Here is a 16,504-nt window from a genome sequence, read left to right as displayed (position 1 = left end):
CGGGGATGGACAGCGTGACCTACGTTCAGAACGTGACGAGCGGGCCGAATTCGGCTCTCGCGCTGCGGGGGCTCACAAAGCGTTTCGATGACAAGGTCGCGGTCGCGGGCGTCGATCTCGACGTGCCGGTGGGGTCGTTCTACGGGCTCCTGGGCCCGAACGGCGCCGGCAAGACCACCTCGCTCTCGATGGCCGTGGGGCTGCTGCGCCCGGACGCCGGGAACGCGTACGTGCTCGGCCACGACGTGTGGTCGGACCCGGTCGAGGCCAAGCGGCGCCTGGGTGCGCTGCCCGACTCGGCCCGCATGTTCGACCGGCTCTCCGGCAGCGAGCTGCTCGCCTACACCGGCCTCCTGCGCGGCCTGCCGGCGGACGTCGTCGACAGCCGGGCCACGGAGCTGCTCGACGTGCTCGGCCTGGCCGATGCCGGCCGCACGCTCGTCGTCGACTACTCGGCCGGCATGAAGAAGAAGATCGGTCTGGCCTGCGCGATGCTGCACGCGCCGCGGCTGCTCGTGCTCGACGAGCCTTTCGAGGCGGTCGACCCGGTCTCCGGTGCCCTGATCCGCGACATCCTCATTCGCTACGTGCGCAACGGCGGGACTGTCATCTTCTCCAGCCACGTCATGGCCGTCGTGGAGAAGCTCTGCACACACATCGCGATCCTGGCCGACGGCCACATCAAGATCGTCGGCACGACCGAGGAGGTCCGCGGCGGGCGCGAGCTCGAGGACGTCTTCGTCGACGTGGTCGGCGGCCGCGTCGCGACGGGCGCGGAGCTGTCGTGGCTGTAGGGGACGCCGGGCCCGGCCCGGCCGCCGAGCCGGTCCGCGCCGAAGCCGTGAGCCGCGGGCCCGCCGCGACGCCAACCGCGCCGATTCCTCACCAGCGGCCGGCGCCGGGGGAGCTGCCGCCGGGCGCGCGGCCGGCGGGCGCACCCATCGCGACCGGCCGGCCCCGGATCTCCTACTTCGTCCGGCTCAAGCTGCGGATCCTGCGCAACTCGCTGCGCCCGGGCCGGGCCCACCCGACCGAGTCGGCGGCCAAGCGGTTCGGCCGGCACGGGCGGCTGATCCTGTTCATCATGGGCGCGCTGTTCGGGCTGTGGGCCGCGCTCGGCGGCTTCGCCGCGTTCGCCGCGGCCAGCCTGGCCGGCGACAACCTCCGCCCGACGGTGGCCGCCTTCGCCGGCGCCGCGGTCGTGCTGGCCTGGATCTTCGTGCCGCTGCTGTTCTTCGGCGTCGACGAGACGCTCGACCCGGCCCGCTTCGCGCTGCTGCCGGTCCCGCGCCGCACGCTGATCAGCGGCATGCTCGCCGCGGCGTTCGTCGGGATCCCGCCGACGGTCACGCTGCTGGCCACCCTCGGCTCGGTCCTGGGCGCCGCGCTCGACGGCGGGGTCGGTGCGGCGCTCGTCGCGGTCCTCGGCGCGCTCGTCGGCATCGGCGTGGCGGTCGCCGCGAGCCGGGCCGTGACGAGCGCGTTCGCCCGGATGCTGCGCTCGCGCCGGGTCCGTGACCTGGCCGCCCTGCTCATCGCGCTGCTGGGCATCTCCTGCAACCCGCTCTTCCAGCTGGTGTTCGCGCTCATCCAGCGGGGCGAGTCCCCGCAGGCCACGCGGGTCGGCGAGGTGCTCTCGTGGACCCCGCTGGCCGCACCCTATGTGGCCTACGTCGACGCGATCGAGGGCAACTGGCTGCTCGTGCCGGTCCGGCTGCTGATCGGCGCCGCCGGGATCGTCCTGCTCCTGTGGTGGTGGAGCCGCACGATCGAGTCGGCGATGATCGGCAACGCCAGCGGCCCCGGTGCCGCCCGCCGCGCGACGAGCGGCGAGGCCCCGGTCCGGGCGTTCATCCCGGGCCTGGTGCGGTTCCTGCGGCCGGGCCGGTTCACGGCGCTGCTGTCCCGCGAGATGCGGTACTGGCTGCGCGACCCCCGCCGCCGGGCCAGCCTCATCTCGCTGCTGGCGGCGTCGGTCGTCATCCCGTTCGCGTTCACCTTCGGCCTTCGCAACGGCCGGCCGGACGGCGGCGCTCCCACCTCGTTCGGGCCGGGCGCGCTCGTGTTCTCGCTGCTCTTCGCGGGCGCGTTCGTCGGCCTGGTGCTCGTCAACCAGTTCGGCAACGACGGCACCGCCTATGCGCTGCACATGCTTACCGCGGTCCCGGGCCAGGTCGAGCTGGCGGCCCGCGCCCTGGCCGTCGGCGTGCTGACGTTCCCGCTGCTGACCGCCGGTACCGTCGCCGCCTCGGTCATCTCCGGGCACGCCGCACTGCTGCCGGCCGCCCTCGGGGTGGGTCTGTGCTCGTTCGGCATCTCGGTGGGGACGGCCGGCATCACGTCGGTCCTCGCGCCGTATCCGATGCCCGACTCCAGCAACCCGTTCGCGATGAACAGCGGCCGGGGCGGGGTCAAGGGCCTGCTGTCGTTCGTGAGCATGTTCGCCACCTGGATCCTCGCCTCGCCGGTGGCCATCGCCTCCACCCTGCTGCCCACCGCGCTCACCTGGATCCTGCTGCCGATCGGCGTGGGCTGGGGCCTGGCGCTGGCGTGGCTCGGCACCTGGCTGGCCGGCAACCTGCTCCAGCGGCGCGCTCCGGAGGTTCTGGCCGCGGTGACCCCGAAGCGGGCCTGACAATGTCCCGGTGAGCATCCACGCCTCGGACCCGTTCGCCACCCCCGACTCGCAGCGCTCGCCCGTGCGCCGGCTGCGCGGACACCTGCCGTCGGCCGTCACGCTGTGGACCACGGCCGGCTCCGCGCCCCAGGGACTGACCGTCTCGTCGATGCTCGTGGTGGACGGCGAGCCGGGGCGGGTGCTCGGCCTGGTCGACGACGAGAGCGACCTGTGGACGGCGCTCTCGGCGAGCGGGCGCTTCGCGGTGAGCCTGCTGCTGAGCGACGACCGGCAGCTGGCCGACCGCTTCGCCGGGCTGATGCCCTCGCCGGGCGGGCTCTTCGCGACGGGGGAGTGGGAGCCGACGGACTACGGCCCGGTGCCGGCCGGGCGCACGTGGGCCGGGTGCCGCCTGGTCGGGTCGGCGGAAAAGGGCTGGTCACTGCTGGTGGAGGCGGAGATCGAGCGGGTCGAGTTCGCCGCCGGCGCCACCGATGCGCTGATCCACGAGCGCGGCCGCTACCGGCGTTGATCATTTTCGATACCACCGGTTAACGGTGTGACGGCTGTCACCTGGCGCACGGGCGGTGCCGTTCGGCGCAGGGGGGTACCAAAGCGGCAAAAGATCTTCATTGATGCCTGCCGGGTTCTTAACGTGCGCGTTTACCCACACCCCAATGGCAGGTGGTGATCAACCATGAGCACCGAGACCCCGGCCCCCGCGGAGACCGGCGGCGAGAACCGCTACATCGCCGTCGCCCGTACGCCGGAGTTCGACGCCTTGCGCAGTGCGCTGCGCAAGTTCGTCTTTCCCGTGTCCATCGCGTTCCTGGTCTGGTACGCGCTGTATGTACTGCTGTCCGCCTACGCCCGCGACTTCATGAGCACCAAGATCGTCGGGAACATCAACGTCGCACTGATCTTCGGTCTGCTGCAGTTCGTGTCCACGTTCCTGATCGCGTGGCTCTACGCGCGCTACGCCGATCGCCGGGTCGACCCGCTGGCCGACGACCTGCGCGCCAAGATCGAGGGCGGGCCGGCCCCGGTCGCCGCCGCCTCCGACCCGGAGGGAGAGGCCGATGCCTGAGACGATTCTCGCCGCGACGTCGGTGACGACCCAGCGGACGCTGACGCTGACGCTGTTCATCGTCCTCGTCGGCGTCACGCTCGGCATCACCATCTGGGCCAGCCGGCAGAACCGGACAGCCGCCGACTTCTACGCCGGCGGCCGCTCGTTCAGCGGCTTCCAGAACGGCCTGGCGATCGGCGGCGACTACATGTCGGCCGCGAGCTTCCTGGGCATCGCCGGCATCATCGCGCTCAACGGCTACGACGGCTTCCTGTACAGCATCGGCTTCCTGGTCGCCTGGCTCGTCGCGCTGCTGCTGGTGGCCGAGCTGATGCGCAACTCCGGCCGCTACACGATGGCCGACGTGCTCGCGTTCCGCATGCGCCAGGCGCCGGTCCGCACGGCCGGCAGCATCTCGACGATCATCGTGTCGATCTTCTACCTGCTGGCCCAGATGGTCGGCGCCGGCGCGCTCGTCGCGCTGCTGCTGGGCATCAAGGCCGGTGACACGTTCCTCGGGATGAGTGCCGAGACCGCGAAGATCGTCACGATCGCGCTCATCGGCGTGCTGATGATCGTGTACGTCACGGTCGGCGGCATGAAGGGCACGACCTACGTGCAGATCGTCAAGGCGTTCATGCTGATGATCGGCGCCCTGATCCTGACGCTGCTCGTGCTCGCGCACTACAAGTTCAACCTGTCGAGCCTGCTCGGCGAGGCCGCGGCCAAGTCGGGCAAGGCCGACGCCTTCCTGCAGCCGGGCCTGCGCTACGGCCGCGAGTTCGCCGGCAACGCGGTGGCCACGGCGTGGAGCAAGCTGGACCTGATCTCGCTCGGTCTGGCCCTGGTCCTCGGCACCGCCGGCCTGCCGCACATCCTGATCCGCTTCTACACGGTCCCCAACGCCAAGGCGGCCCGCAAGAGCGTCGTCTGGGCGATCGGCCTCATCGGCGCGTTCTACCTGATGACCCTGGCGCTCGGCTTCGGTGCCGCGGCGCTCGTCGGCCGGCAGGCGATCGTCGCGCAGGACGCGGCCGGCAACACGGCCGCCCCACAGCTGGCGCAGGTCCTGGGGAAGGACTATCTCGGCGGTGACTTCGGCGGGTCGCTGCTCCTGGCGATCATCGCCGCGGTCGCCTTCGCCACCATCCTCGCCGTGGTCGCCGGGCTCACCCTGGCCTCCTCGTCCTCGCTGGCGCACGACCTCTACGCCAACGTGCTGCGTCGGGGTCAGACCGACGAGCGGCAGGAAGTGCAGGTCGCGCGCTGGTCGGCCCTCGCCATCGGCGCCGTCTCCATCGTGCTCGGCATCATCGCCCGCAACCTCAACGTCGCCTTCCTGGTGGCGCTGGCGTTCGCGATCGCCGCGTCGGCGAACCTGCCGGCGATCCTGTTCTCGCTGTTCTGGAAGCGGTTCAACACCCGCGGCGCGACCTGGGGCATCTACGCCGGCCTCATCGCGGCCGTCGGCATCGTGCTGATGAGCCCGATCGCCTGGGGCGGCGTCAGCAGCGCCCGCACCCCGGCGACGCTGAACGCGGCGCAGGCGAAGACCTGCGGCGTGCCGGTGGACAGCAAGCAGGTCTCCAACGCCACGGCGCTGTTCAGCTGCACGACGGCGGCGCCGATCCCGCTGGAGAACCCGGGTCTCATCTCGATCCCGATCGGGTTCATCTTCGCCGCGATCGGCGCGATGACCAGCAAGGAGCGGGACTCGGACAAGTACGCGGAGCTGGAGGCCCGGTCGCTGACCGGCGCCGGCGCGCACTGACGATCATCCCCGGGAGCATCGGGTCTGAGGGCGCCGCCGAGCCCTCAGACCCGGTGCCGCGACACGATAGGCTGTCGGTCATGGTCGTTGCGCAACGTTACGGCGCGGGTCACCGGGTCCTGCTGACCGGTGGTGCCGGGTTTGTCGGATCCCACCTCGCGGATGCCCTTGTCGCTCGCGGGGCCGAGGTCGTCGTTGTCGACAACTTCCTCACCGGCAGCAAGGACAACGTCGCGCACCTGCGCGACAACCCTCTGTTCACGCTGGTGGAGGCCGACGTCACCGAGCCGCTGCCGGCCGTCGAGGCCCTCGCCGGGCGGTTCGACGCGATCATGCACTTCGCCTCCCCGGCCAGCCCGACCGACTTCGAGGCCCTGCCGGTGGAGATCCTGCGGGTCGGCTCGGTGGCCACGCTGCAGCTGCTGGAGCGGGCCGTCGCCGACGGCGCCCGGTTCATCATGGCGTCGACGTCCGAGGCCTACGGCGACCCGCTGGTGCACCCGCAGCCGGAGACCTACTGGGGCAACGTCAACCCGATCGGCGTGCGCAGCGTCTACGACGAGGCGAAGCGGTTCTCCGAGGCGGCCGTCATGGGCTACCACCGCGGCCGCGGCGCCGACGTCGGCATCGTGCGGATCTTCAACACCTACGGCGAGCGCATGCGCCCCGACGACGGCCGCGCGATCCCGACATTCATCTCCCAGGCGCTGCGCGGTGAGCCGATCACCGTCCACGGCACCGGCACCCAGACCCGCTCGATCACCTACGTGTCGGACCTGGTGCGCGGCATCCTGCTGCTGCTCGACTCCGGCGAGACCGGCCCGGTCAACTGCGGCACCACCCACGAGATGACGATGCTCGAGCTGGCCGAGACGATCGTGCGCATATGTGACAGCTCGTCCCGCGTGGCGCTCATCGCGCGGACCGCGGATGACCCCGAGCGCCGCCGGCCCGACCTGACGAAGGCGCGTGAGCTGCTCGGATACGAGCCCCTTGTCGGGCCGCAGGAGGGTCTGGCGCGCACCGTCGAGTACTTCCGCGGCCGCTGACCCTCTCCCGGGTTCGTGCCGCGCCCGTCGCCTTACGTGGCGGGGAGGCATTGAATTCGTATCGTTGAGTCATGCCCAACACGCCTAGCTCACGCGGCCCCTCCGCGGGTCGCGCCTCGGTGCCCGGCGCGCTCGCTCGGACTTCGGGCGCCCGCGCCCGGGTCTCCGCAGCCAACGCCCCTACGAGCCCGTCGTCGCCTGGCGTGTACGGGCGGCCGTCCTCGTCTCCGCCGCCGCCCTCCTCCCCGCCAACCTCTGGCCGGACCGGCCGCACGCCGGGCAATGGGGGGCAGTATTCGGGCCGCAAGAAGATCCGCCCGCGCTGGGGCCGCATCGCCCTGGTCGCCGGGGCCGGCGTCCTCGTCCTGGCCCTGCTCGCCGGCCTCGGCGGCTACTTCTACTACCGCAGCGTCGACGCGGGCCTCAACCGCGACGACCCGTTCTCGCAGATCACCGATGGCCGCCCGCCGAAGGTGGTCGACGGCGCGCTCAACATCCTGCTGCTCGGCAGCGACTCCCGCGACCCCGACAACAAGGGCAAGGCGGGTGAGTGGCGCACCGACACGATGATCGTCCTGCACATCCCGGCCGATCACCAGAAGGCCTACCTGATCTCGATGCCGCGCGACCTCTACGTGCACATCCCCAAGAGCAAGACGACGCAGTACGGCAACACGAACGCGAAGCTCAACGCCTCGTTCTCGTGGGGCGGCACTCCGCTGACCGTGCAGACGATCGAGGAGTACACGAAGGTCCGGATGGACCACGTGCTGCTCATCGACTTCGGCGGGTTCAAGCAGGTCATCGACGCCCTCGGCGGCATCGACATGAACGTCGAGAAGGACATCACCTCGATCCACCCGCCGAAGCGGCAGTTCAAGAAGGGCATGAACCACCTCAACGGCGACGAGGCCCTGGACTACGCGCGGCAGCGGTACCAGTTCGCCGACGGCGACTTCGCCCGTATGCGCCACCAGCAGGAGATGATGAAGGCCATCCTCGACAAGGCGGTCTCCTCCGGCACGGTGACGAACCCGTCGAAGCTCAACTCGTTCCTCAAGGCCGTCACCAAGGCGATGACCGTGGACAAGGACTTCTCGCTGGCCGACATGGCGCTGCAGTTCCGCAACCTGCGCAGCGACGACCTGACGTTCATGGTCAGCCCGAACGACGGCAGCAAGAAGATCAACGGCGAGGACGTCGTGGTCCCGGACAAGGAGAAGGCGACCTCGCTGTACGACGCGGTGGTCAACGACAAGATGGGCGACTGGACGGCGGCCAACGGCCCGAAGCCGTCGACGGCCCCGTCGAAGTCCAAGTAGCCGGCGCTTAAAACGGACAAGCCCGGGCATGTCCTCCCTTGGCGGGGGTTGCATGTCCGGGCTGTCGTCTACATCTCATTGCCTGAATGCCGAGTGCACGAGTAGAAATCGCCCATCGACGCCTTTGCGGGGATTCGCGGTCGGCGGATCTGGGCACGCGTACGTAGACTCGTATTGATTCCCGCTCGTTGGCAGGCGGGTGGGCCGGGGGAAGCGCATGACGGACTTGGACGGCACGGTCTCCTCCGCGAGCGAGCCTACCCCGGAAAGTGCCGAAATCGCCCCTTCTGCACCGACAAAGGTGAAGAAGCCGAAGGTGAAACTTCCAGGGCGTGACCCGATCTGGGCGAAGCTGCTCATCGCGGCCGGTCTCATCGTCGTGCTCGCCTCGGGCACCGCGGTCGCCGGCGTCGACGCGCTCAACCGCCGCTACTCGGCAAGCATTAACCAGTCGACGCTGCTCGGTCAGAACTCCCGGGCCGGCAACCCCGACGAGGTGCACCACAACACGGTCACGGGCCCGCTCAACTTCCTCTTGCTCGGCTCGGACCTGCGCGCCCTCGACCCCGAAGACGGCCAGCGCTCCGACTCGATAATCATCCTGCACATCCCGGCCTCGATGGACCGGGCCTACCTGCTGTCGATCCCGCGCGACCTGCGGGTGAAGATCCCGGCTTTCGCGCCGACCGACTTCAAGGGCGTGTCGCACGAGAAGATCAACGGCGCGTTCCAGTATGGCGGCGGCGGCGAGGGCGGCGTCCAGCTGCTCGCCGAGACCCTGCACGACCTGCTCGGCATCCAGTTCGACGGGGCCGCGATCGTCAACTTCGACGGCTTCAAGACCGCCGTCGACCTGCTCGGCGGCATCGACATGTGCATCGACCAGAAGGTCACCTCGATCCACCTCGGCTGGGACGACAAGGGCAACTACCTCTCCCCGGCCAACGGCGGCCACCCGGCCGTCTACGAGCCCGGCTGCCATCACCTCGAGTCGTGGCAGGCCCTCGACCTCGTCCGCCAGCGCAAGAGCCTGGCCAACGGCGACTACGACCGCCAGAAGAACCAGCAGAAGTTCATCCGGGCGATGCTCGACAAGGCCAAGGACCGGGGCCTCACCACCAACCCGATCGCGGCCGACAAGTTCATCCGGGCGATCGGCCAGGCGCTGACCGTCGACACCAACGGGGTGTCGCTGGCCGACCTGATGTTCGCGCTGCGCAACGTCGACCCGAGCAACCTGATGGGCCTGCAGGTGCCGTCGGAGCCGCAGGACATCGGCGGCATCTCCTTCGTCATCGCACTCCCGGAGGCCGAGGGTCTCTACACCGCGATGCGCGAGGACCTGCTCGACTCCTGGGCGGTCGAGAATCCCACCTGGGTCAACCACATGTAGCCTGGCTGGGTGTTCAGCCGACCTTCTCTCCCGAGCACGACCGCCGGTGACGTTGCGGACGATGCCTACCTGCTCGACGTGCGCGAGGACGACGAGTGGCAGGCCGGGCACGCGCCCGGCGCCGTGCACGTGCCGATGATGCTGATCCCGCACCGCATCGACGACATCCCCGCGGACCGCGACGTCGTCGTGGTCTGCCGGGTCGGCGGCCGCTCCGCCCAAGTCGTGGCCTTCCTCCAGCAGAACGGGCGGGAGCGCGCGATAAACCTCGAGGGCGGCATGCAGAGCTGGGCGGCCGCCGGGAAGCCCATGGTGAGCGGGGACGGCGGTGTTCCCCGAGTCATCTGAGCCCTGGTCTCCGCTGGTCTTCGCGCATCGCGGCTCGTCGCGGCGGCACGCGGAGCACACGCTTGACGCATACCTCCTCGCCATCGAGGAGGGCGCGGACGGGCTCGAGTGCGACGTCCGGCTCACCCGCGACGGGCACCTCGTGTGCCTGCACGACTCGCGGATCGACCGGACGAGCGACGGCCGGGGCCGGGTCAGCACCCAGACGCTTGCCGAGCTGGACCGGTTCGACTTCGCCTCGTGGCGCACCGACGTGTCCGAGCCCACGCCATGGCGCACCGACGTGTCCGACGAAGGGCTGCTGTCCGATCGGCGGGGCCGGGTGCTGACGCTCGACCAGCTCCTCGGGGTCGCCACCGACGCGGGGCGGCCGATGCGGGTGCTCATCGAGACCAAGCACCCGGTGCGCTTCGGCGGTGCGGTCGAGTCGGCGGTGCTGCAGCTGCTGCGGCGCTACGGCCTGGACCGCCCCGACCCCGAACGCCCACTTCAGGTGACGGTCATGTCGTTCTCGGCCAACGCGGTCAAGCGGGTCCACCAGCTCGCGCCGCACCTGCCGACGGTCATGCTCATCGACGTGTGGTCAGTGCCCAGCCGCATCGGCCGGCTCCCGCCGGGCAGCACGATCGGCGGGCCCGGGGTACAGCTGCTACGGGCCGCTCCGGAGCTGGTGGAGCGCCTGCACCGGCGCGGCCACCCGGTCTACGTTTGGACCGTGAACGAGCCGGACGAGGTCGACCTGGTGGCGAAGCTGCGCGTCGACGGCATCATCTCCGACCGGCCGGCCTACGTCATCGAGCGGCTCCGGGAGATGGGTCACCGGACCTGATACAAGTTTCGCATTCGACCTTTCAAAGCTCGGCCCGGCGAGGCAGACTCGCACCATGGTCGATGGTGGCTCCGCCTTCGGTACCCCGGTTTTCGCGGGGCTGGCCGAGGTCACGGAGGCGCTGAACTCCGGCGGCGGCGGCCTGCCCGGCCTGCAGCGCTCGGTCGAGGTGGCCGGCCTGGTCACCGGGGCGGCCGGGGCCGCGTTCATCGAATACGCCGCCGACAACGGCCGGGTGATCGCGGCCGCGGGCGAGCTGGCCTGGGCGCTCGGGCGGCCGGTCGACCTGATCCACCCCGCCGTGCGCGGCCTGCTGCAGTTCGGCACCCGGGTCCGCGAGTTTCCCAGCAGCCTCATCGGCACCGCCGGGGGCCTGCAGCTGGCGAGCCGGGGCCTGTACCGCGTCATGGCCTCGGAGGCGGCGGCCAACGGTACCGGCGTCGGGGTCCTCTTCGCGGCCTACGGCGACTCGGAGGAGCCCACGGGCGAGCGGGAGAAGGCGGCGCTCGGCTTCCTGGCGTCGTTCATCGGGCTGCAGTACGGCCTGGGGCGGGGCCTGCCCGTCTACAGCGACGGCCCGGCGGTCAAGCCCGCGGGTGAGCCGTTCGCGCTTCTGGACACCGAGCACCGGGTCCGCGCGTGGAACCCGCCCGCCGCCCTGCTGACCTCGGTCCCGGCCGAGACGGCCATCGGCGAGCAGTTCCCGTTCCCGCTGCCGGCCGGCGACGCCACGATCGCGCACAAGCTGCCCTCCGGCCGCTGGATGGAGATTCGCACCGCCCGGGTCACCGGCTCGCAGGACCTGGCCGTCTCGTTCCGGGCCCGGCCGGAGCCGCCCCCCGACGGCCGCGATCTCTTCATCGCGCTGACCGGGCACGAGCTGCGGACGCCTGTCACGGTCATCCGGGGCTACGCGGACACGCTCGTCGACCACTGGGAGTCACTCTCGGAGGAGTCCCGCCGCGAGGCCATCCAGGTCGTGGGGCAGCGCGCCCGCGAGCTCAGCCGCCTGGTCGACCGGCTGCTCAACGCGGTCGGCGACGACGGGGCGCCGGCTGTCGAGTCGACGACGCTGCTGCCGTTCGACCTGGTCGAGTCCCTGGCCGGCGCGGTCGAGGACCTGAACGCCGAGCAGCGCCAGTCCCTGACCGTGCGGCTGCCCGACTCGCTGCCCAAGACGCGCGGGGACCGGGCCAGCCTGGCCACGGTACTGGCGGAATTGGTGACGAATGCCGGTAAGTACTCCCCGAAGTGGGTAGAGATCGAGCTGACCGCGGGCGCCGATGCGCGTACGGTCTGGTTCCGGGTGTCGGACCGGGGCATCGGCATCCGGCCCGAGCACGTCGAACGCGCCTTCGACAGGTTCTGGCAGCTGGAGACCGGCGACCAGCGCTCCAGCGGCGGCGTCGGCCTGGGGCTCTACCTGGTTCGCCGGATCGTTGAGCGTCAACATGGATGGGTATCATTGCGACCACGTCAAGGGGGAGGGACCGTCGCCGAAGTGCGACTGCCCCGAGCTGACGCTGACGGCCCCGGGGAGGCTTGAGAGCGTGTCCACAACTATCGCGGAACCCCGCGCCTGGTGCGTCGTGGTGCCACACCACGCCCGCGGCGCCCACGTCGCCCGCCACCGCCTCGCCGATGAGCTGGACACCCTGGTCCCCGCCGGCCGCTTGGACGACGCGGTCGCCATCGCCGCCGAGCTGGTCGGCAACGCGGTCTGCCACGCCGCTCCCCTCCCGGGCGACGTCATCCGCGTCGCCTGGCGCCTGCTGGCCGACGGCGGCCTCGAGATCCGCGTGACCGATGGCGGCTCCCCGGCCGGCCCGCAGCTGCGCGTGGCCACTCCGGACGCGCTGGACGGCCGCGGCCTGACAATCGTGGCCGCGTTGGCGACCGGCTGGGGCGTGGAGCGCGACGGCCTCGGCCAGTGCGTGTGGGCGACGCTCTAGCGGCATTTGTCGCTTTTGTGGGCTTCTTAAGGTGATTGACGCGCCGGTGGGTCATGGTGTGCGCCCGTGGCGGTCGATGAAGGCCTAGGCTGGGTCGCCGTGAGCAAGCGTGCAAAGACCCCCCGTGGCCGCGCCAGCAGCGGCGAGAAGCGCGAGAAGATCCGGGACGTGTACGTCGGGCGACCGTTCGAGGGTCTGGCCGACGAGCCCGAGTGGGTCGCCTTGCGAGAGCTGGTCCCGGCCGCCTCGGCGCCGTTGAAGCTCTCGGCGGCCTTCGCTGAGAAGTACGGCGACCGGCAGGTCACCCTGGCGACGGTGCTGCCGATGGCGTGGCCGGCCATGACGAAGCCGGACGGGCGGGTCCTGATCGGCCTGCAGCGGCACGTCCAGTCCGGTGACGTGTCACGCGACCTGGCCGTGGCCCTGCTGTGTGCGCTGGAGACCCCGTCGGGCAAGACCGTCGACATCCCGGCCCTGCCCGGTGTCGGTGACCGCCTCCAGGACGTCATCGAGGTCGCGCCGCTGGACATCAGCGTCCACGACGGCTTCGAGTTCTGGCTCGACGAGAACGCCACCGACGACCCCAACGTGCGCGCGTCGCTGGAGCGGGCCAACGCGAGCATCTTCCCGACCGTGAAGCTCGCCGCCGCCCCGGCGACCTACTGGTGCCGGGTCACCGACCGCTCGCACGTCCGGCTCGTCCTGGGCGACGACGAGGACCGCGCGCTCGACGCCCTGTCGCGCCTGTCCGCCGCCGGCGAGCTGCTCCTGGGGGACAACACCAAGTTCGCCGGCATGTTCCGCGCCCACGGCCTGCTGGCCCCGGTCTGGGACCTGCCCCTGGAGATCGAGGCCGCGCACTGGGAAACCCCCGTCGCCGACTTCGACAAGCGCTACAAGCAGGCCCTCGCCGTCACCGAACCACTCACCGCCGTCGAACGCCGCAGCAAGCAGGGCCTCATCGGCCGCCTGCAGCCACTGCGCTGACTCAGTCCCGGTTGATCGGGGCGGACATGCAGCGCGGTCCGCCCCGGCCCGAGCCGAGCTCCGAGCCGGGGATCCGGATGACCTCGATCCCGTTGCGCTCCAACTGGGCGTTGGTCTCGACGTTGCGCTCGTAGGCGACGCAGAGGCGCGGGGCGAGGGCCAGGGTGTTGTTGCCGTCGTCCCACTGCTCGCGCTCGGCCGTCACCGGGTCGAGGCCCGTGTCGATGACCCGCAGGGTGTCGATGCCCATCGCGGCCGCGGCCGCCGTGAGGAACGGGGCCGGGCCCGTGCACGACGAGGCCGTGACGGTCCACGCCTGCAGTGTCGTGGCGATGTTCGGGTACATGACGACGGCGTCGACGTCCACCATCGTGCAGACCGTGTCCAGGTGCATCGTGGCCCGCTCCTGGGCGATCGGCACCACCAGGACGGTGTGGGCCAGGCCGGCGGCGAAGCAGCGCTTGGCCAGCCGCTCGGCGCCGGCCGGGCGGGTGCGCTCGCCGACCCCGACCGCGATCACTCCCGGGGCCAGCAGCAGCACGTCGCCGCCCTCCAGGTGCTCGAGGGTCGGCTCGTAGAGCAGCGTGGTGCCGGCGAACCGCGGATGGTGCCGGTAGATGGCGTGCGTGAGCGTTGTCTCGCGGCTGCGGGCGTGCATGGCCAGGCTCGTCACCGCCACCTGCGGGCCGATCCAGACCGATGAGTCGCGCGTGAACAGCAGGTTGGGCAGCGGGTCGATCACGAAGTCGCCCGGGGCCATCAGGGCGTGCACCAGGCCGAGGTCCGGTGCGGGCGGGCCGGAAGCGCGACCCACGCCGAGCTCGGACCGGCTCAGCCCGGCCACGAGCGTCGTGGCCAGCTCCGCCGGCGACAGCTCGGCCAGGTAGGAGCCGACCTTCTCACGAAGCGTGTCGCCGAGCCGGAAGTCGGCCAGCACGGCCGTGCTCACCTCGGCCCGGGCCGCCTCGATGGCGAGCGCCTCGGCCAGCAGGTCGGCCACGTAGAGCACCTCGACGCCGTGGGCGCGCAGTGCGGCCGCGAACGTGTCGTGCTCCTCTTGGGCGCGCCCGACCCACGGGATACCGTCGAACAGCAGCGAGTCGTTGTTGCGTGGCGTCAACCGTGACAGCTCCGCCCCTGGACGGTGCAACAGCACCGTGACCAGGCGTCCGACCTCTGTGGTGACACTCATGGGGTCACCTTAACGGTCGACCCGATATCGTCTGGTTGGCGCTATGTGAAATTCACCAGGCGACGTGAATGTGGCATTCATCCCAGTCACTCCATGTCATTCCGACCACACCTGGTGCTTTCTGTGGGCCCCAACACGTACGGTGTTTGAACACACACGCAACCGAAGCGGCGACATCGGAGGTGTGCGACATGACCGACGTCCTGTTCCGCGGTCAAGATTCGCAGCCCGAAGGGTACGAAGATCGCGTCATCGTCGACGCGGGCCGGCCGACCCCCATCGACTGGGTTCGCACCCGTAAGGCCGAGCGCGACACGCGCCGGGAAGAGGCGGCACACAACCGTCTCTACCGCCGGGTCGGCTCACTCATCGGCCACCTGGGCGACGAGTGGCACGTGCTGGACCTCCGCGAGCTCGGTGGCACCGAGCGGACCGGGTTCCTGGCGGTCGGGCCGGGCGGCGTGTTCGCCGTGACGGTCAAGGACCACGGGCGCAGCCGGGTCGCGTTCGCCGGCGACGTGGTCCAGATCGACGGCAAGCGGCCGCGCTACGTCGAGGAGGCCCGCCGCGAGGCGCGCGCCACCTCCGAGGCACTGTCGCGCAGTGCCGGAGTCTCGATCCCGGTGATGCCGGTGCTCGCGTTCGCCGGTAGCGGAAAGATCAGCTTCTACGGCGTTCCCAAGGGCTGCCTGGTCACGGCCTACCACGAGCTTCCGCGGGTGCTCAACGCCCGCGGTCAGCGGCTCGCCACCGAGACCGTCGACAAGGTGTATGCCCTGGCCACGCACCCGGCCACCTGGTATCAGGTGGACTACAACGAGCTCGCCGAGGGCTACCGGTGGTACCGCGAGGGTGAGCAGGTGGGCACTGACAAGCGGGGTCACTCGGAGTAGCCTCTTCGAGGTGGCCGGACGCGATGCGATGAAGATTCACGATCGGGCCCGGACGCCGGGTGTTCGCATTCGCACGACCGGTGCCTGAGGAGGCGCTGTGCCGCAGCACGTCGAGTTCTCCATCTCCGACCTTTCCCCAGCGGTGCCGACCCTTGAGCTCTGGGGCACGACCGTGGACGGAGCCGCGGAGGCCTGTCTGGTGATCGATGCCGAGCAGGTGGTGGTGGCGATGTCCGCGTCGTTCGAGAAGATGCTCGGCCTCGCCGACTCACCGGTGGGCCGGCCCCTGCTCGAGGACGGGGGCGTCCTGCAGCTGCTCGACTTCGGCGACGGCCAGGCGCTCGAGCTGACCGAGGTCGCCCGGATGCCCACGGTCCTGGCGCTCACGTCGAGCCGCCTCGCCCGCGGCCTGATCCGGATCCGCTGCGCCGATGGCCCGTGCACGTTCGACGCCATCGCCACGCCGCTGATCGAGGACGGGCTGACGGTCGGCTCGCTCACGTTCCTCTCGCCGATCAATTAACGGATATCCATAAAAGGCAATATGGAGTTACGGTCATCACGCCTGCCGCCACGGAGCGCGTTCAGACCGTAATCTCCTTGTCATGCTGGACCTTGCCCTCCTGCCGGGTGACTACGCGATCTGCCGCCTGCCGGCCGGATCCGCCATGCCCGCCGGGTTCGCCGAGGCCGCCGCCGCCGGCACCGTCGTGTCGGTGACGTGGACGCCGGAGGAGGTCTCGATCCTCTGCCCGGCCGACCGGGTGCCCGCGGGTGCCGCGGTCGAGAGCCCCTGGCGGTGCCTGCGGGTCGCCGGGCCGGTCCAGCTGGCATTGACGGGCGTGCTTGCCTCGATCGTCTCACCGCTGGCCGACGCGCGCGTCAACATCTTCGCCTTCTCGACCTTCGACACCGACTACCTGCTGGTCCCGGCGGTCCGGCTGCACGAAGCGCTGAGCGCTCTGGGTGCCGCCGGCCACCGCGTCACAACCTGACCGGCAGCGCTCGGCGGCGCTGCGCGCGGGCCTGCCCCGGCCGGAGCCCGGCAGAGTTCCAACCGCGATCCGGCACTCCTACGATGT

At 70.7% G+C, this 16,504-nt stretch carries 16 protein-coding genes and 1 pseudogene; 16 read left to right on the top strand and 1 reads right to left on the bottom strand.

What is annotated here, in order from left to right; genetic code table 11:
* The first annotated feature begins 14 nt into the window (after positions 1-14).
* The 13 genes and pseudogenes from Dvina_RS53310 (at position 15) to Dvina_RS53250 (ending at position 13,337) form a co-directional block, all read left to right on the top strand.
* Positions 15-794, top strand: a complete 780-nt coding sequence (locus tag Dvina_RS53310; protein WP_246655908.1) for an ABC transporter ATP-binding protein — start codon at positions 15-17, stop codon at positions 792-794.
* Positions 785-2,635 (top strand): ABC transporter permease, encoded by a 1,851-nt coding sequence (locus Dvina_RS53305; RefSeq protein ID WP_223100121.1) that lies wholly within the window; start codon positions 785-787, stop codon positions 2,633-2,635. Before Dvina_RS53310 ends, Dvina_RS53305 begins: the two co-directional genes overlap by 10 nt.
* Before the next feature lie 10 nt (positions 2,636-2,645).
* Positions 2,646-3,149, top strand: a complete 504-nt coding sequence (locus Dvina_RS53300; RefSeq protein ID WP_223100119.1) for a flavin reductase family protein — start codon at positions 2,646-2,648, stop codon at positions 3,147-3,149.
* A gap of 165 nt (positions 3,150-3,314) precedes the next feature.
* Positions 3,315-3,704: a DUF485 domain-containing protein gene (locus tag Dvina_RS53295; RefSeq protein WP_223100118.1), complete on the top strand. Its 390-nt coding sequence runs from the start codon at positions 3,315-3,317 to the stop codon at positions 3,702-3,704.
* Positions 3,697-5,176, top strand: a pseudogene (locus Dvina_RS53290) (solute symporter family protein); the annotation flags it as partial. The gene Dvina_RS53295 and the pseudogene Dvina_RS53290, both read left to right, overlap by 8 nt.
* Before the next feature lie 361 nt (positions 5,177-5,537).
* Positions 5,538-6,506, top strand: coding sequence for an NAD-dependent epimerase/dehydratase family protein (locus tag Dvina_RS53285; protein ID WP_223100114.1), 969 nt, complete (start codon positions 5,538-5,540; stop codon positions 6,504-6,506).
* A gap of 71 nt (positions 6,507-6,577) precedes the next feature.
* Entirely contained in the window at positions 6,578-7,828 is a 1,251-nt protein-coding gene (locus Dvina_RS53280; RefSeq protein ID WP_223100112.1) for an LCP family protein, read from the top strand.
* Between the two features lie 316 nt (positions 7,829-8,144).
* Positions 8,145-9,221, top strand: coding sequence for an LCP family protein (locus Dvina_RS53275; RefSeq protein ID WP_246655906.1), 1,077 nt, complete (start codon positions 8,145-8,147; stop codon positions 9,219-9,221).
* A gap of 9 nt (positions 9,222-9,230) precedes the next feature.
* Positions 9,231-9,569: a rhodanese-like domain-containing protein gene (locus Dvina_RS53270; protein ID WP_223100108.1), complete on the top strand. Its 339-nt coding sequence runs from the start codon at positions 9,231-9,233 to the stop codon at positions 9,567-9,569.
* Entirely contained in the window at positions 9,550-10,398 is an 849-nt protein-coding gene (locus tag Dvina_RS53265; protein ID WP_223100106.1) for a glycerophosphodiester phosphodiesterase, read from the top strand. The genes Dvina_RS53270 and Dvina_RS53265 overlap by 20 nt, the downstream gene beginning before the upstream one ends.
* Before the next feature lie 55 nt (positions 10,399-10,453).
* Positions 10,454-11,944 (top strand): sensor histidine kinase, encoded by a 1,491-nt coding sequence (locus Dvina_RS53260; protein ID WP_223100104.1) that lies wholly within the window; start codon positions 10,454-10,456, stop codon positions 11,942-11,944.
* A 4-nt stretch (positions 11,945-11,948) separates the two neighbouring features.
* Positions 11,949-12,350 carry an ATP-binding protein gene (locus tag Dvina_RS53255; protein ID WP_246655905.1) on the top strand — a complete coding sequence of 134 codons (402 nt, stop codon included), beginning with the start codon at positions 11,949-11,951 and terminating at the stop codon, positions 12,348-12,350.
* A 99-nt stretch (positions 12,351-12,449) separates the two neighbouring features.
* A complete protein-coding gene (locus tag Dvina_RS53250) occupies positions 12,450-13,337 on the top strand; it encodes a DUF5926 family protein (protein WP_223100100.1) in 888 nt (295 codons plus the stop codon).
* Between the two features lies 1 nt (position 13,338).
* On the opposite strand, the gene Dvina_RS53245 is transcribed toward Dvina_RS53250, so the two are convergent.
* The gene (locus Dvina_RS53245; RefSeq protein WP_223100098.1) at positions 13,339-14,529 is read right to left on the bottom strand and encodes an arginine deiminase; all 1,191 of its coding nucleotides are present in this window, start codon (positions 14,527-14,529) and stop codon (positions 13,339-13,341) included.
* 191 nt (positions 14,530-14,720) lie between these two features.
* Here Dvina_RS53245 and Dvina_RS53240 point away from each other — a divergent pair, with 191 nt between their 5' ends.
* The 3 genes from Dvina_RS53240 to Dvina_RS53230 all read left to right on the top strand — a co-directional run bounded on the left by Dvina_RS53240 (position 14,721) and on the right by Dvina_RS53230 (position 16,417).
* Complete coding sequence (locus Dvina_RS53240) at positions 14,721-15,422, top strand: nuclease-related domain-containing protein (RefSeq protein ID WP_246655904.1); 702 nt, start codon at positions 14,721-14,723, stop codon at positions 15,420-15,422.
* A 97-nt stretch (positions 15,423-15,519) separates the two neighbouring features.
* A complete protein-coding gene (locus Dvina_RS53235) occupies positions 15,520-15,945 on the top strand; it encodes a nitrogen regulation protein NR(II) (RefSeq protein ID WP_223100096.1) in 426 nt (141 codons plus the stop codon).
* 82 nt (positions 15,946-16,027) lie between these two features.
* Positions 16,028-16,417, top strand: a complete 390-nt coding sequence (locus Dvina_RS53230) for an ACT domain-containing protein (protein WP_223100094.1) — start codon at positions 16,028-16,030, stop codon at positions 16,415-16,417.
* The last annotated feature ends 87 nt before the right edge of the window (positions 16,418-16,504 follow it).

The organism is Dactylosporangium vinaceum (assembly GCF_019904175.1).
In the GTDB taxonomy this organism is placed as follows: domain Bacteria; phylum Actinomycetota; class Actinomycetes; order Mycobacteriales; family Micromonosporaceae; genus Dactylosporangium; species Dactylosporangium vinaceum.
This window is presented reverse-complemented; position numbering and strand designations above follow the sequence as displayed.

Excerpts from the sequence above, each read along its gene's own strand:
- Dvina_RS53295 (WP_223100118.1), top strand. The coding sequence starts at position 3,315 with ATGAGCACCGAGACCCCGGCCCCCGCGGAGACCGGCGGCGAGAACCGC.
- Dvina_RS53285 (WP_223100114.1), top strand. The coding sequence starts at position 5,538 with ATGGTCGTTGCGCAACGTTACGGCGCGGGTCACCGGGTCCTGCTGACC.
- Dvina_RS53280 (WP_223100112.1), top strand. The coding sequence starts at position 6,578 with ATGCCCAACACGCCTAGCTCACGCGGCCCCTCCGCGGGTCGCGCCTCG.
- Dvina_RS53260 (WP_223100104.1), top strand. The coding sequence starts at position 10,454 with ATGGTCGATGGTGGCTCCGCCTTCGGTACCCCGGTTTTCGCGGGGCTG.
- Dvina_RS53245 (WP_223100098.1), bottom strand. The coding sequence starts at position 14,529 with ATGAGTGTCACCACAGAGGTCGGACGCCTGGTCACGGTGCTGTTGCAC.
- Dvina_RS53240 (WP_246655904.1), top strand. The coding sequence starts at position 14,721 with ATGACCGACGTCCTGTTCCGCGGTCAAGATTCGCAGCCCGAAGGGTAC.
- Dvina_RS53230 (WP_223100094.1), top strand. The coding sequence starts at position 16,028 with ATGCTGGACCTTGCCCTCCTGCCGGGTGACTACGCGATCTGCCGCCTG.